Source organism: Sporolactobacillus sp. CQH2019 (assembly GCF_028765345.1).
Lineage (GTDB): Bacteria > Bacillota > Bacilli > Bacillales > Sporolactobacillaceae > Sporolactobacillus.
In genome coordinates, this window is record NZ_JARAJZ010000006.1 from 32,633 (window position 1) to 46,621 (window position 13,989).

12 protein-coding genes are annotated in these 13,989 nt (G+C 44.1%); 6 read left to right on the forward strand and 6 right to left on the reverse strand.

Annotation, left to right across the window (positions count from 1 at the left end; translation table 11 throughout):
- Positions 1 to 304 precede the first annotated feature (304 nt).
- From OYT88_RS09850 to OYT88_RS09875, 6 genes are read right to left on the reverse strand one after another with little or no spacing between them, the layout of a single operon-like run.
- Entirely contained in the window at positions 305 to 1,774 is a 1,470-nt protein-coding gene (locus tag OYT88_RS09850; protein WP_274399689.1) for an FGGY-family carbohydrate kinase, read from the reverse strand.
- 9 nt (positions 1,775 to 1,783) lie between these two features.
- Complete coding sequence (locus OYT88_RS09855; protein WP_274399690.1) at positions 1,784 to 3,136, reverse strand: PTS galactitol transporter subunit IIC; 1,353 nt, start codon at positions 3,134 to 3,136, stop codon at positions 1,784 to 1,786.
- 10 nt (positions 3,137 to 3,146) lie between these two features.
- On the reverse strand, positions 3,147 to 3,446 hold the full coding sequence (locus OYT88_RS09860; RefSeq protein WP_274399691.1) for a PTS sugar transporter subunit IIB: 300 nt from the start codon (positions 3,444 to 3,446) through the stop codon (positions 3,147 to 3,149).
- A complete protein-coding gene (locus OYT88_RS09865) occupies positions 3,443 to 3,931 on the reverse strand; it encodes a PTS sugar transporter subunit IIA (RefSeq protein ID WP_274399692.1) in 489 nt (162 codons plus the stop codon). Before OYT88_RS09865 ends, OYT88_RS09860 begins: the two co-directional genes overlap by 4 nt.
- Positions 3,928 to 4,797: a class II aldolase gene (locus OYT88_RS09870; RefSeq protein ID WP_274399694.1), complete on the reverse strand. Its 870-nt coding sequence runs from the start codon at positions 4,795 to 4,797 to the stop codon at positions 3,928 to 3,930. The genes OYT88_RS09865 and OYT88_RS09870 overlap by 4 nt, the downstream gene beginning before the upstream one ends.
- Before the next feature lie 14 nt (positions 4,798 to 4,811).
- On the reverse strand, positions 4,812 to 5,552 hold the full coding sequence (locus OYT88_RS09875) for a GntR family transcriptional regulator (protein WP_274399695.1): 741 nt from the start codon (positions 5,550 to 5,552) through the stop codon (positions 4,812 to 4,814).
- 829 nt (positions 5,553 to 6,381) lie between these two features.
- Here OYT88_RS09875 and OYT88_RS09880 point away from each other — a divergent pair.
- The 6 genes from OYT88_RS09880 (at position 6,382) to OYT88_RS09905 (ending at position 13,687) form a co-directional block, all read left to right on the forward strand.
- Positions 6,382 to 9,096 (forward strand): glycoside hydrolase family 38 N-terminal domain-containing protein, encoded by a 2,715-nt coding sequence (locus OYT88_RS09880; protein WP_274399697.1) that lies wholly within the window; start codon positions 6,382 to 6,384, stop codon positions 9,094 to 9,096.
- A gap of 1 nt (position 9,097) precedes the next feature.
- On the forward strand, positions 9,098 to 9,511 hold the full coding sequence (locus OYT88_RS09885) for a PTS sugar transporter subunit IIA (protein WP_274399698.1): 414 nt from the start codon (positions 9,098 to 9,100) through the stop codon (positions 9,509 to 9,511).
- Positions 9,512 to 9,518: 7 nt separating this feature from the next.
- The gene (locus OYT88_RS09890; protein WP_274399699.1) at positions 9,519 to 9,833 is read left to right on the forward strand and encodes a PTS fructose transporter subunit IIB; all 315 of its coding nucleotides are present in this window, start codon (positions 9,519 to 9,521) and stop codon (positions 9,831 to 9,833) included.
- A 20-nt stretch (positions 9,834 to 9,853) separates the two neighbouring features.
- The gene (locus OYT88_RS09895) at positions 9,854 to 10,885 is read left to right on the forward strand and encodes a PTS fructose transporter subunit IIC (protein WP_274399700.1); all 1,032 of its coding nucleotides are present in this window, start codon (positions 9,854 to 9,856) and stop codon (positions 10,883 to 10,885) included.
- 25 nt (positions 10,886 to 10,910) lie between these two features.
- A complete protein-coding gene (locus OYT88_RS09900; RefSeq protein ID WP_274399701.1) occupies positions 10,911 to 12,881 on the forward strand; it encodes a BglG family transcription antiterminator in 1,971 nt (656 codons plus the stop codon).
- Between the two features lie 551 nt (positions 12,882 to 13,432).
- The gene (locus OYT88_RS09905; RefSeq protein ID WP_274399703.1) at positions 13,433 to 13,687 is read left to right on the forward strand and encodes a hypothetical protein; all 255 of its coding nucleotides are present in this window, start codon (positions 13,433 to 13,435) and stop codon (positions 13,685 to 13,687) included.
- Positions 13,688 to 13,989: the final 302 nt, after the last annotated feature.

Sequence of the window (13,989 nt, forward strand, 5' to 3'; positions counted from 1 at the left end):
CATTCTTTTTTGTTAGAACTCAATAACTTCGCTCGTTTCATGGATCATCCTCCTGTTTCATTCATAGAGGCATGATCGCATGAAACCATGATCATAAGAAGGTCTCCATTATTTGACGCTTACCCACGCAAGACCGACTGAGGTTTGCATAATTAATAGAAACCATCTCCTTCTAAGTAGTAATAGAAAGGAGATGGCTTCTCATCAGTAAGTCTTAATTTTTCCAATAGGCTAGTCAGGCCTGCCTAGCTAGAATGCCATTTAAATTACATGAAATCTTTGGGAGAAGGCTACCTAGGACAATTCATAGCTCATATTCGATCTTACTGTTATAAAGGGTCTTATACTGTTTCTCGTAAACGTATAACAATCTTTCAACTAGAGGATTGTCCTCGTTCGGAGTATACTCATCGCTGGGTGCTTCATCAAGGTTCTGATATTTTCTTGTTACGGCCTCCGCAACGATATTTGCCCCTCGAGACACTGCCTCTGGTGTATCCATTGCACGGACCTTAGCATTCAATAGATCGGCACGTAGCTGAACCCAGAGCGGATCTTTAGTTGCAGGCCCGATCAGCTTCACTTTCCGAATTGGGCTATCAGTAAGGGTTTCAACTGCATGTTTAAGCTCAAATGTCAGGCCTAAGAATAAACCAAACACCAGATTTTTTAAGCTCGTCTGATTAGTCAGGCCATACCACAGACCTCTTGTCTCAGTAGACTTAACTGGGCTCCCGCTCCCACTAAAGTGCGGAATAACGAAGTTGATCTCTTCGGGTAAGATTTTCCCAGCCAGGTAATCATCGTATGCTTCATTCATTAGGTTCATGAATACCTCATCATTTAAATGATAAGATTCCATGAACCACTGAATCACCGAGCCCGCAGAAGGAAGTGCAGTAAACGTTGTATACAAAGCAGGGTTAATATATATCCCATAGGCAATTCCCGCCTGTTCACCATGCTGGTTCTTCTTTAACTGTTTGGACAGAAGAAGAATCCCCTCAGTTGTACCCGTTGAGTCAAGTAACTCATCACTACGCTGGTCGCTTGAGAACGACCCGACCATGTGATCATGACCAGCGATCGTAACATAAGTGTCATCAGACAGGCTGAGACCATTGGCAATATCTTGCTTTAGCGTTGCAACCTTCTCCCCAGATACAAGTGTTTCCGGAAAATCAACATTCTCAATCTTGAAAATTTTCTTGATACGGCTAGACCAGCGTTTGTGTTCCAGATCAAAGACCATTGTACGACTGGCGATAGAGTATTCAGTTCGCATCATACCGGTAAACTTATATGCAATAAAGTCCGGAATGCAAAGCCACGTATACCTCTTGGTCGAATCAAGGCCGTTATCAAACAACCACCGAATCTTGCTTGCCGAATAATGTGCATGAGGCGGTAATCCGGCTACGTCGTATATCGTTTGACGGTCTTCAGGAGTTAGGCGGTCAATGACACTCTGTGAGCGATTATCATACCAAGCGATCATTTCAGAAGCGCGATTACCTTTTTCGTCGATAAGAACACCCGATTCACCAACGCTTGCAATCGAAATCTTCTGTACTTTTGAACGATCACTAAGTCTGAATTGACAGATTGTATCTTGAATGTCATCGAAGAGTTTATCCGCATCAAAATCGATGTTGTCTCCATCTTCAATCTTGGGAGTTTTAAACTTCAATTGCTCAGTAGGTTGCGTGGTCGATTCGTTGTCCCACAGCGAAACTTTTGTATTTGTCGTTCCGATATCAATTGTTAGATTCATTCATATCACTCAGTCCGTAACTGATTTCTTCGTAACACGATACAGCCACCAGATAATCACCCCGATTACTGGAATCAGTACAAGTGCGATAGGATTCAGTTCAAATACTTGAACGATCCAGTAGCGCAGTGGGTTACCGCCGTCAAGGAAGCTGGTTACTGATGCACTCTTAGCACCAGAGTAGTTGACGTTCCGTGCCATTCGAGTAATCGTACCGGCCATGGCAGAAGAAATGTAAAGATCGCCGATAATGCATGGGATCCCGATAATGAGGGAACGGAATACATCGCCATGAGTTGCAAGAACGATCATGGAGGCAAATACAGCCAAGTTTGCCAAGTCAGCTAACGGCATCGTGCCATTGCCCGGCAGCAAAAAGGCCAGGCCAACGGCGATCGGAGTCAGAATCAAGCCGGTGGAAATAACAGCCGGGTTACCAATTGCAACCGCGATATCAAGACCGATGTATAGTTCGCCGCTGTTCTTAACGTGCTTGTTCAGAAAATCCTTGACGGCTTCAGAAATCGGCAATAAACCTTCCATCAAAATACGAACCATCCGTGGCAGGATGAACATAACTGCCCCTAAGTTGACACCGATGTTCAAGATGCCCTTAACGTCATAACCCGAAAGGATACCCAGAAGAACACCGAGAATCGTACCAATCATCAGCGGTTCACCCATGATCCCAAAGCGCTTTTGAATGGTTTGTGGGTTAATGTGGATCTTGTTCAGGCCAGGAATGCGATCAATGATCCAGTTGCCAAGTAAGCCGATCGGCCAGAAAGTAATTGAGGAAACTGTTGGCAACGAGATGCCCTGTAAGCCAAAGTATTTCTCACCCAGAGGCGCAGCCCAGTCGGCCATCTTGAAGACAATAACTGTGATCAGAGCAGCCGCGAGGATCCCAAGCCAGAAGTTGCCGGTGACGTAGTAAACAAGCGTACCGGCTAAAGCAAAGTGCCAATAGTTCCAAAGGTCTACGTCAACCGTTTTAGTCCATTTAAATGCAAGCATGATGATGTTAATCACAATCGTCATAATGATAACAAACGGTGCAATCGGCAAGCCCCAAGTGATCGCAGCCAACGCCGGCCAACCTAAGTCAGCGTGAGGAAGGCTAAGGCCGATATGTTGAACCATCACCTTGGCCGCGGGGCCAACGTTATCAGAAAGAATGGTCATAACGGCATTGATGCCGACAAACCCAACACCTACCGTTAGGGCAGAACGTAAAGCTTTTGCAGGCTTAACACGGAAACATAAGGCAAGAAAAAACAGGAACAATGGAAGCATAACAGTAGCACCCAAGCCTAAAACGTACTGGACGATAGTGTTGAGTTGATCTGCCAAATTGGACACTTAATTCACCTCATTCTTCAATGTGTTTCTTAATATCCTCATAAACGGCGTCAGCGCCGATACCGGTAATAATCGGTAATGCCTTAATTATTGGGATTTCAAGATCATATGGCACATTCGTTGTCGCAACGATTAAGTCCGCATCTTTCAAATCATATTCAGGTAGAGAAGCGACATTCGTTTGAGTGTAGTTGACATTGATACCGTTTTTGTGCAGATATTCTAGCACCTTTTCGGCAACAACCGTGGATGTGGCGATACCCGTCGCGCAAACGAACAAAATGGTCTTTTTCTTACTAGTGTTACTCATGATAATCCCTCCAGTATTGCCTTCTGTACTTCTTCAGCAACTTCTTCATCACTTGCAGTTTGGAATTTCTTCAGTAGTTCTTGGTTCTGAACAAAACCCATAATTCGCTTTAAGATATTCAAGTGTTTGTTCGACTGGGCCAACGAGAGCAGGAAGATGATTGAAACCTGGACTTTATCTCCCTCTTCTGTCCCCATCACTGTCATCTCAATGGGTTCCTTAAGGATGCCAACCGAAACGGCGTTCGTCTTGACATATTGTGGATCAGTGTGTGGAATTGCAATGCCGATTGGTGCTGTTGGGAGCCCAGTCGGAAACTTTACTTCACGATCCTTTACGGCCCGCGGATAGTCGGATGTAACCAAATCTTTATCTAAAAGATTGGTCGATAGCCGATCGACCACCGCCGAGAAAGTAATCTGTTTCAAAAAATGTTTAACAAAAGAGGTATCAAATGCAATCTTTTGTGAATCCGCTTCGCTCATTTCTTAGCCTCCCGGTGTACAGGTGTAGGCGGATTTTGATTCATAACTTGAATCTTGTGATAGACAACATTTTCAACAGCCTTTTCAGCTGCTAGGGACACGTTCACCAGATCAAACCGATCAGGATCTTCTTCGTAGCTCTTTCCCGCCGATTGAATGTAGGCACGCCGCAAGTCACTGGCAACGTTGATCTTCACGACCCCGTTATCGACCATCTGTGCGACCTGTTCGTCAGGAATGCCTGAAGCACCGTGTAATACCAGTGGTACAGGACAAATCTCACGGATCTTCTTCAGCAAAGGGAAATCGATATTAGGATTCAGATCCAAGCCGTGCACGTTACCAACTGCAACTGCAAGGAGGTTAACACCCGTCCGTTCAACAAAATCGACCACTTGATCTGGATTCGTCTTATTGTTGCCCTTAGTAATATCATCATCTTCCTTACCAGCAATCGCGCCGAGTTCAGCTTCAACTGGAATGCCATAGCCTTTTGCAAATTGAACCGCCTCATAGGTGTGTTGGATGTTCTCTTCGTAATCGTATTTGGCATTGTCAGTCATCACAGAGGTAAAGCCCGCACGAGCAGCCTGTCGAACGGAATCAAAACTCTTGCCATGGTCCAAGTGCAATGCGATCGGGGTGTCCATTTCTTTGGCATAACGGTTGACCATATCAGCAATGTATCCATAGCCAGAAACCGGAATATTAGTTGGAGCGATCTGGATAAATGCTGGAATACCGCTCTTTTCAACAGCGTTCAGAATCCCAATCGTTGTTTCGAGGTTGGTCGTGTTGAAAGCACCTGCGACCACGTGACGTTCCTTAATAATATCGATCAAATCAAAACCATTAACTAATGGCATAGTTCAAATTCCTCCTATCGTCTTTGCAATGTAGTCGTTAAGAAGTACTTGTTTGCCTTTAGCCAGACAGAACCATATTCGATTGGTTCGCTCTGTGACATAAACACCGTTTGCTGCATCTTCAGAATCGGTGCAGATGGTGATAAGCCTAGAATCTTTCCGCGCTCCATGCCCACCGCAAGGGCTTCATAAGTGCTACTTGCAAATTGAATGCGTCTTTTTCCAAGTTCTTCAATCTTTGAAAATAAACTGATGTTGTTGAAATTAACTTTCTCTATTCCTGGACAGATATCGATGTTGATACGATTCTCGATCAACATAAGCACTTCATTGTTAACCGATCGAACCCGCTCGAGGTAGAGATAATCATTTCCAACAGGGATATTCAGGCTATTGGCAATCTCTCGATTGGCCGACAGCAGTTCCTGACGAATGACCTGAGTACTGTAGTTGATGTGCTGCATATCAAGCGTTTCAGCAAAGGAGAACAGTTGGTTGTTCAAAGGATACGCAACATCCGGATTAGTAACGAACGTACCTTTTCCTTGGATCTTTTTTAACCGTCCCTCCCTGATCAATACTTCAATTGCTTTTCTAACAGTTCCCCGGCTGACCCCAAGTTCCATGCACATCTTCGGCTCAGAATCAATTCGGTCACCATCTTGTAAACTGCCACTATACATTAAATCTCTTAACCCGTTGGCGATTTGCTCATAGACGGGAATCATAGAAAGTTTGTCGATATGGATCTTCATCTTTCTCATCCTTTCTAGTTACATCTATGAACATTATAGTACAACGGTGAACCACAGGGTACCTCTGTGAACAACTTAAATATAAAGCGATTTCGCTTTTATAGCAAGCGATTTCATTCTTATTTTCAATAAATCTTGTATCTATATTAATAAATTTATGTACATGTATGCATTATTGAATACAGTTCAGGTGAATTCTCGGCCTTTTTTATATTTAAAAAATCAAACTTTAAAGTTAAAAAAGAGTTCCACATAACTTAGAACAGACTGTAGTGAAATGGGTAAAGCGGCTCGTTTTAACGACGACATCCAGTGCCATAGCCCCCGTGGCCTTATGCTTTACCACTATAAATAAAAAGGTGGTGCAGGAAGTGCCGTTGTACTCTCTGCACCTAAGGGTAGTATGTTTTGAAGTTTACAAAGAAAATGGGCTCCATCCATTTAATTATCAATCTGATCGCAAAGCTCTTTGCTACTTGCTGTGCGTGTTTCTTTTGTTAGATTAAAGTTAACCGAATGCTTCAATTTTTTAAATATAGCTTTTGTCATGTTTATTATCCTCCTGCAGCTATATTTTTTTATGTACCCAGCATGAAAAGTAGCCAAACGATGAAAATCCGCTATCGAGAGTTTCACGTATATTTTCTATGAGAGCCTGAGGGTAAAAGTTCCTGGACTGCTCCCCTCGTTTTACCAATGTTTATAAAAATGTTTCATACCCGGATCATTTGCTGATCCCTGTACACATTTTTTCAGCTGACTTAGCAGCATTTTGGTATTTTCTAAATATGAAAGCGATTTTAAACTTAAATTGAAAGGAGGGGACAAGATGAAAGAAAAGAATGTCCATATCGTTCCCCATACTCATTGGGATCGTGAATGGTATTTTACGAATGCACGCTCTACGGTTTACTTAATCAGTCAGGTAAATGAAGTAATCGACGTTTTAGAAAAGAACCCTGATACTTATTATTATTTGTTAGACGCACAGAGTTCTTTGATTGAAGACTATTTATCCTTTTATCCGGAAAAACGACCGGTTTTGGAAAAGTTGATTGGCAGTCAACGGCTATTGATCGGTCCCTGGTATACGCAGACTGATCAAATTGCTGTGGCGCAGGAGTCGATCGTTCGTAATCTGTATTACGGTATCGAGTTTGCCGGACAATTGGGACATAGTATGATGATTGGCTATTGTCCGGATATTTTTGGCCAGGGCGGCAATATGCCGCAGATTTATCGGAAATCCGGTATCAAATCGGCCATTATTTGGCGGGGTATCGGCCATTCCAAACTGAAACAAAATGAATTTCTGTGGAAAGGAACCGACGGAACCGAAATTTTGGCGATTCAGATGCCTTTTGGTTATTTCTACGGTGCTAACATTCCGGAGACCAGTGAGGAATTGAAACATTTCAGCTCCTTAATGATTCCTAAATTGGAACAACGCAGTGCTTTTAATCAGCTTTACATGCCGAATGGGTTTGACCAGTTACCGATTAATCACCAGCTGAATCAAATTGTGGCTAAGTTGAATGGGATTGATTCTGACCGCCAATACTTGATATCTTCTCCTGAAAAATATTTAGCAGAGCTCTGGAAAGATATACGCTCACAAAGTGATAAAAAACTGCCGAGGGTTACTGGCGAGCTGCTTGATGGTGAAGACTCGAGAGTCCATAAGTCGATCTATTCGACCCGGGCCGACCTCAAGAAGAAAAATAATCAGCTGGAAAATTATGTGACCAATGTGTTGGAACCGATCTCTACGCTCGGCTATCTTTGCGGCCTTTGCTACCCACAGCGTGAAATTGAACGTGTTTGGAAAATATTATTTAAAAATGCTGCTCATGACAGCATCGGCAATTGCAACAGTGATTCCACCAACTTTGACATTGGTGCCCGGAACAAATCAGCCTATGATTTTGCTCAGAATATAGCTGAAAAAGTTATGCGGGATATCAGTATGAACATCCGGACAGACCAGGACTATTCCTTCACGGTTTTCAATCCCTTGCCGGTTCCGCGAAGCGAGTTGCTTGACACATGGGTTTATCTTCCTGATGGAAACTATCATTTTGAAGATGTAGATGGACATGAGATTCCTTATGAAATCATCAGTCAGCAAGATCAAAGCGACTACGTCCTGCATCAGGCCGAATTGCTGACACCGACCATGTATCGCAGCCATGAGAAGAAAAAGCTGCCGCAAAAAGTTTATCACACCCATATTAAATTCTGGGTCGATAACGTTCCCGGTTTAGGGTACCGGCAGTTTTATTTGCATTCTGATACGGCGGCAGAGCTGGCTGCTTTTTGTGAGAAAAAGCAGAATCAGATTGAGAACGAGTACTATCAAGTATGGTTTGATGCCAGTACGAGAACTTTCAGTGTCAAAGCCAAGAAGACGGGTCGCGTTTATCAGCGTCAATTTGAAATTATCGAAAATGGTGACGGAGGGGATTCCTATAATTATTCTCCGCCTGATCAAGATTTGTCCATCACTTCGTCGGAGGCACAGGTCGCCGAAATTAAATCTCACTTTGGATCATTGGAACAATCTATTGCCGTTCAGATGAATTTTCAAGTACCGCAGGATTTGTCGGCAAGGGCACGGCGGCAAAAAAACGGTCAAATGCCGTTGAACTTATCTGTCAGTTTGAATCGGCAGGATCCGGTGGTTCATGTTTCAGTCAAAGTCGTCAATCAGGTGCTGTCGCATCGGGTGCGGGTCAAATGTCATACCGATATTCACGGCCAAGGCTCACTGGCCGATGGCTTATTCGGTACAGTTCAACGACCTTTTGTGCATCCGCAAGCCGCTCATTGGCAGCAGGATCATTGGGTTGAAAAGCCGATCGAACTGAATCCGCTGCAGTCATTTGCTGCTTTGAGTGATGCTCATGCGACTGTAGCTGTTTTGACGGACGGTGTGCGTGAGTATGAAGTCACCGGTGAAAACTATTCGGATCTGATGCTGACTTTATTTAGGACGTACAGTTATATGGGCAAAAAAGAGCTGCTCTATCGCCCGGGCCGTGCTTCCGGTGAAACAATCGTGCCGACGCCCGACGCAGAAATACAGGGACGGCATGAATTCTCATTGGGCGTTTACTATTCAGATCAATCGTTTGACCGGGCTGAGGTGGGGCAGGTGTCCAAGAAGCTCTTTAGCCCGTTGCAGTGCTACGAATCAGCTCCCTTCCTTAATAGCCGAATCCGCTTTATCCGCAATGAATCCGCTGTCGGAAAATTGCCGGTTCAACGGGGATGCCTGGATGTTTCAGGGTCAACAGCTGTAGTCAGTGCCTTGAAAAAAGCTGAGAAGGACAGCGGTGTGATTATTAGATGTTTCAATGATTTTATCCGGAATTCGGCGACCGTTGTATTGCCGCCTGATGCTGAATCTGTCGATTTGGATGAAGCGACACCTGCAGAACCGAAAGACAGTATTCATCAATTTATCCTAAAACCCAGTGAATTTAAGACTTATAAATTAGTGATAGGCGATGAAAACAGTGATCATAACACCAGAGCTCATTGATATGGATATCCAGGCAACTGATAAACTGACAATTATCGATCAACTGACGGAACTTGCCGAACAAAATGGACGTCTAAACAGTGCAGCTGGTTATCGTCAGGCAGTCATTGATCGCGAAAATGAGGCATCCACTTCATTGGGTTATTCTTTGGCTGTGCCGCATGGCAAAACCGATGCTGTCAAGTTGCCCTTTGTTTGTTTTGCTAAATCAAACAAAGGCGTGCTATGGAACCGGCAAGTCGTCCATCTCATTTTTATGATCGGTGTACCCGAAAAGGAGAAGGGAGATCATTATTTAAGGATTTTAGCTAATATTGCGAGAAAAGTTATCAATCCGGAGTTTCGTCAGAAGTTGATGCAGTCAACGAATAAGCAGGAAGTTATTGGCATCATTGCTTCCAGCGAAAATGAGTAGAAAGGAAATGAACAAAATGAAAATTATTGGTATTACTGCTTGTACGGCGGGAATCGCCCATACGTATATGGCACAAAGTGCATTACAGGATGCAGCCAGAAAAGCCGGATATGATTGCAAAATAGAAACCCAGGGGGCTATGGGCGCTGAGAATGAATTATCGGCGGCTGATATTGCTGATGCCGATGTCGTAATTATTGGTGCTGATATCGGCATCGAAGGCCGTGACCGTTTTGAGGGCAAGCCAATTTATGAAACCTCAGTATCTTCCTGCGTCACTGATCCGAAGAAAATAGTGTCTGAAGCGATCAAACTTATTTAAAACTGGAAGGAGTGGGCACAATGAATAAAGCTTTAAGTCAAATCAAGAATCATGCCATGACAGGTGTTTCCTATATGATTCCCACGGTCACTGTCGGTGGGATTTTGCTCGCCATTGCACTGGCTTTCAGCGGCGGGGCCAATGTGACGAATCCACTGCTGGCCAATATCGAAACCATCGGTTCGGCCGGTATGGCGATGCTGGTTCCTGTATTAGCCGGGTACATTTCTTATTCGATTGCCGGGCGGCCCGGCCTGGTCCCGGGACTTGTTTTAGGTTATTTGGCCGCCAATCCAGTAGGGAGCGGAAAAATCTCGACAGGATTTTTAGGCGGCTTGTTGTTAGGTTTTGCGGCCGGTTATATGGCCAAATGGGTTAAAACCTGGAAAGTTCCGGCTTTTCTTAAACCCTTGATGCCAATCATCATCATTCCTCTGATCGTGGCGGCAGTCATAGGGCTGCTGTATATCTATGTGGTTGCGGCGCCGTTAGGATCTGTGGTCACATTTATCCAGGTCTGGCTGAAGGGTATGTCGACGGGAAGCACGGTGATCTTATCCATCATCATAGGATGTATGATATCCTTTGACATGGGCGGTCCGATGAACAAGATTGCGTATACGACTGCTGTTGCCCTGATTGCAACGGGTGACGGCCGACTCATGGGGATGGCCGGAGTAGCCATTTGCATTCCTCCTATTGGTCTAGGAATTGCTTCGCTGATTTTGAGAAACAAGTTTACAAGTGAAGAGAAGGAATCTGGAAAAGCTGCGATTGTGATGGGAGCTTGCGGTATTACCGAAGGTGCGATTCCGTTTGCGGCCACGGATCCGTTGCGGGTGATTCCGTCAATTATGCTGGGATCAGCCATAGGATCTGTGATTGCGGGACTGGCCAGCGCAACCGATATGGCCCCATTGGGCGGCCTGTTAGTTTTGCCGGTAGTTCATCAGCGCTTAATGTATTTCGCAGCGGTGATTATCGGAGCAGCAGTTGTCGTTCTGATGATGGCACTTTTGAAGAAGAGGATTAAGCAAAATATTAATGTGTAATGGTGCTGATGGGGGGTGTGCTGCGATGAAGCCGCGTACTTTGAGGATACTCATGATGTTGATAGATAATGCCAATCAAAAAGCCATCTCCCTTCATGATCTGGCAGCCATGTTCCGTGTTTCGGAGCGTACGATTGCGAGTGACATTAAGGAAATTAAATCACAGCTCTGTGTGAATGCTGCTGTGACCGTTCAGAATAAACGGGGTGCAGGCTTTATGATCTCTGCAGCACCGGAAAGTCTGTTACTCATTAAAAACAGACTTAAATCGGCGACCAATCCGCTGACCGCGATAACACGGCGCCAACAGATCAAGATTGCACTTTTATTGAATCATAGCCGGACTTCTATCAATCAATTAGCGGATAAGTATCACGTCTCCAGAAGTTCTATCGTTCGAGATTTAGAAATTATTAAGGATGATTTAAAGCAGCAGCACTTGACCATGAAGGCGGATTACCAAGGAACATCTATCGTTGGCGATGAAGCGGTGATCCGTGAGGTGCTGCGTCAAATCATTAAAGATTATCAACCGCTGGATCAACAAACCGGTTTTTTTAGAAGTCGTTTGAAGACGCGCCTGACAGCGACGACCTACTTACGTCTTCAGGCGTTATTTGGCAGTGAAAACATTTTTAAGACGGAACAAGTTTTACTTCGATTCGAAAAAAATGCCGCTTTTCACCTTAATGATGCGACCTATAGTAATTTGATGACACATATTTTGATTATTTTAGCGCGGAATGCTCATCGGCGGTATAATCAGGCCTATTCCGGTTTGCCCGGTCCGCCGAATTCCAAATTGGCCACTCTCTTTACTCTACTTGATAGCCAGTTTCCGCATATCTTTAGCCGGGATGATCTAAAATATCTCAATCAGCACCTGGTGATGTCGGGAATTCAAAGCAGCATCGGTCCGGATTTATTGGTGGATTTTCTGAATCGCTTTGATAATGGTGCTGAAAAATTTGCTGAAAAATTGATTACTAAAGTGTCGGCAATGTTAAGATTAGACTTAACGCAGGACCAGGAATTGTTTCTCAATCTCAGGTCGCACTGTTTTGCAATGTTTGAACGGCTGAAAAAGCATCAAGCATTCGCCAATCCCTTGCTCGATGAAATCAGGGAGAACTATGCTTCGTTATTTGGTGTTGTACTGCTGGCAGTTGCGGAATTATTAGATCAAGAAAGCCACAGCCAATTATCGCAGCAGGTTCCAGAAGCAGAAATAGGCTATTTAACGGTCCATTTTCAGGCTTCCCTGGAGAAAAATGTGAAATTGAAACGCGTGATAATCGTCTGTCCGGAAGGAGTCGGTTTTTCCCGCTTGATTCAAAATAGAATCTCATCAACGTTGCCGCTGATCAAAGTCGTTGATGCGGTTCCCTATAAGAACATTACCAATTATGATTTAAGCCCTATTGATTTTATCATTTCGACTTTGCAGTTTGACAGCGCTGTTCCTGTGGTGCAGGTATCCAATTTTTTGGATTCCGACGATATTAACCGACTCAATACATTTATTATCGATCATCCACAGCAAATTAAAAAGAATCAGCTCGGTCCGTTTATTAGAAAGACCTGTCTTTTTCCGCAACAGATTTTTACGACGCGCCATGAGAGCCTTGCCTTTCTGACCCGCCAGCTGCGAATTCAGGGCTTAGTGGAATCGGACTTTGAAAAATCGGTATTTAATCGTGAATCTATTATGCCGACGGAGATTGGCAAGGGAGTCGCAATCCCTCATGGTGCCAGCAATTTGGTACTGGATCCGACGATTTGCGTGATGACTTTGAAACACCCCATTCAGTGGCAGAAAAAGTGGGTTGACTGTGTCTTTTTACTAGCTGTCAGGTTTGATAACAGTTTGAAAAATAAGGCAGCCATTAACAGTTTATATTACTTAATTAATTCAGAAACAACCATGACGCGGCTGCATCAAGCAAAAACAGCAGAAGATCTGTATGACTGCCTGACGGCTGACACTATTAATTAGCTTTAAATTAATTATGGATATAGAAGTGAATTCTTTTTAAAATAGCAAGGTACCGATTTTAACGGCATCTTGCTGTTTGATTTTAATGAGTCAATCGTTTTCACACATCCGGACTTCTGCAGTTAAACAAGGCAAGAAACAGCCATCAATCTGCATGGTTATGCGGTCTCTGGCTGTTTCTATTTGTCGCAAAGTTGTAGGAAAATGTATCTTTTTTTCAACCGGCTTAAAATTTTTTTGATTTTCTTGAGCGGTTGGCGTTTCTCCTCAAAATCAATGTCAAATGTCTAGCCCGGTTCAGCCGACATGTCATCGTAAGTGACCCAAGAGATAATAAGTTCTTGGGATCGGACTGCAAAAGAGTTTTTCTCAGACTTTCCATCAGAGTGGAGACACAAATACTTTCTGTTCGGCTCTTCCAGAATGACGGATCAGAAAATGAGTCCCAATTGTCTTTGTGTAGGATCTGTCAGCACGGGCACGTCGGCAAAAAAACGGTCAAATGCCTTTGAACTTATCTGTCAGCTTGAATCGGCAGGATCCGGTGGTTCATGTCTTCAGTCAAAGTCGCCAATCAGGTGCTGTCGCATCGGGTGCGGTTCAAATGTCATACTGACATTCACGGTCAAAGCTCACTGGCCGATGGCCTATTCGGCACAGTCCAACGACCCTTTGTTCATCCGCAAGCCGCTCATTGGCAGCAGGATCATTGGGGCGAAAAGCCGATCGAACTAAATCCGCTGGAGAGCATAATGAATAAAGCTCTAACTCAAATTAAGAATCATGCCATGTATTTTTCTATATGATTCCAGCAGTCACTGTTGGTGGGATTTTACTCGTCATTGTGCTGACTTTAGTGGCGGTGTCAATGTGACGAATCCATTACTGGGCCAATATCGAGTTCATCGGTTCGGTCGGTATGGCGATGCTGGTTCCCGTATTAGCCGGGTATATTTCTTATTCGATCGCTGGGCGCCCGGCCTGGTACCAGGATTTGTTTTAGAGTATCTGATAAGGTTTGAAACCCGTTTTCAATGTGTACCAAATTTTCTTAGCATTCAGAGTGCCTTTTTTTACCCGAAAAAAGTCGGCACAAAAAAGGCCGGGG

Excerpts from the sequence above, each read along its gene's own strand:
- OYT88_RS09870 (WP_274399694.1), bottom strand. The coding sequence starts at position 4,797 with ATGCCATTAGTTAATGGTTTTGATTTGATCGATATTATTAAGGAACGT.
- OYT88_RS09905 (WP_274399703.1), top strand. The coding sequence starts at position 13,433 with ATGTCTTCAGTCAAAGTCGCCAATCAGGTGCTGTCGCATCGGGTGCGG.
- OYT88_RS09890 (WP_274399699.1), top strand. The coding sequence starts at position 9,519 with ATGAACAAAATGAAAATTATTGGTATTACTGCTTGTACGGCGGGAATC.
- OYT88_RS09895 (WP_274399700.1), top strand. The coding sequence starts at position 9,854 with ATGAATAAAGCTTTAAGTCAAATCAAGAATCATGCCATGACAGGTGTT.
- OYT88_RS09860 (WP_274399691.1), bottom strand. The coding sequence starts at position 3,446 with ATGAGTAACACTAGTAAGAAAAAGACCATTTTGTTCGTTTGCGCGACG.
- OYT88_RS09850 (WP_274399689.1), bottom strand. The coding sequence starts at position 1,774 with ATGAATCTAACAATTGATATCGGAACGACAAATACAAAAGTTTCGCTG.
- OYT88_RS09865 (WP_274399692.1), bottom strand. The coding sequence starts at position 3,931 with ATGAGCGAAGCGGATTCACAAAAGATTGCATTTGATACCTCTTTTGTT.
- OYT88_RS09875 (WP_274399695.1), bottom strand. The coding sequence starts at position 5,552 with ATGAAGATCCATATCGACAAACTTTCTATGATTCCCGTCTATGAGCAA.
- OYT88_RS09880 (WP_274399697.1), top strand. The coding sequence starts at position 6,382 with ATGAAAGAAAAGAATGTCCATATCGTTCCCCATACTCATTGGGATCGT.
- OYT88_RS09885 (WP_274399698.1), top strand. The coding sequence starts at position 9,098 with ATGGATATCCAGGCAACTGATAAACTGACAATTATCGATCAACTGACG.
- OYT88_RS09900 (WP_274399701.1), top strand. The coding sequence starts at position 10,911 with ATGAAGCCGCGTACTTTGAGGATACTCATGATGTTGATAGATAATGCC.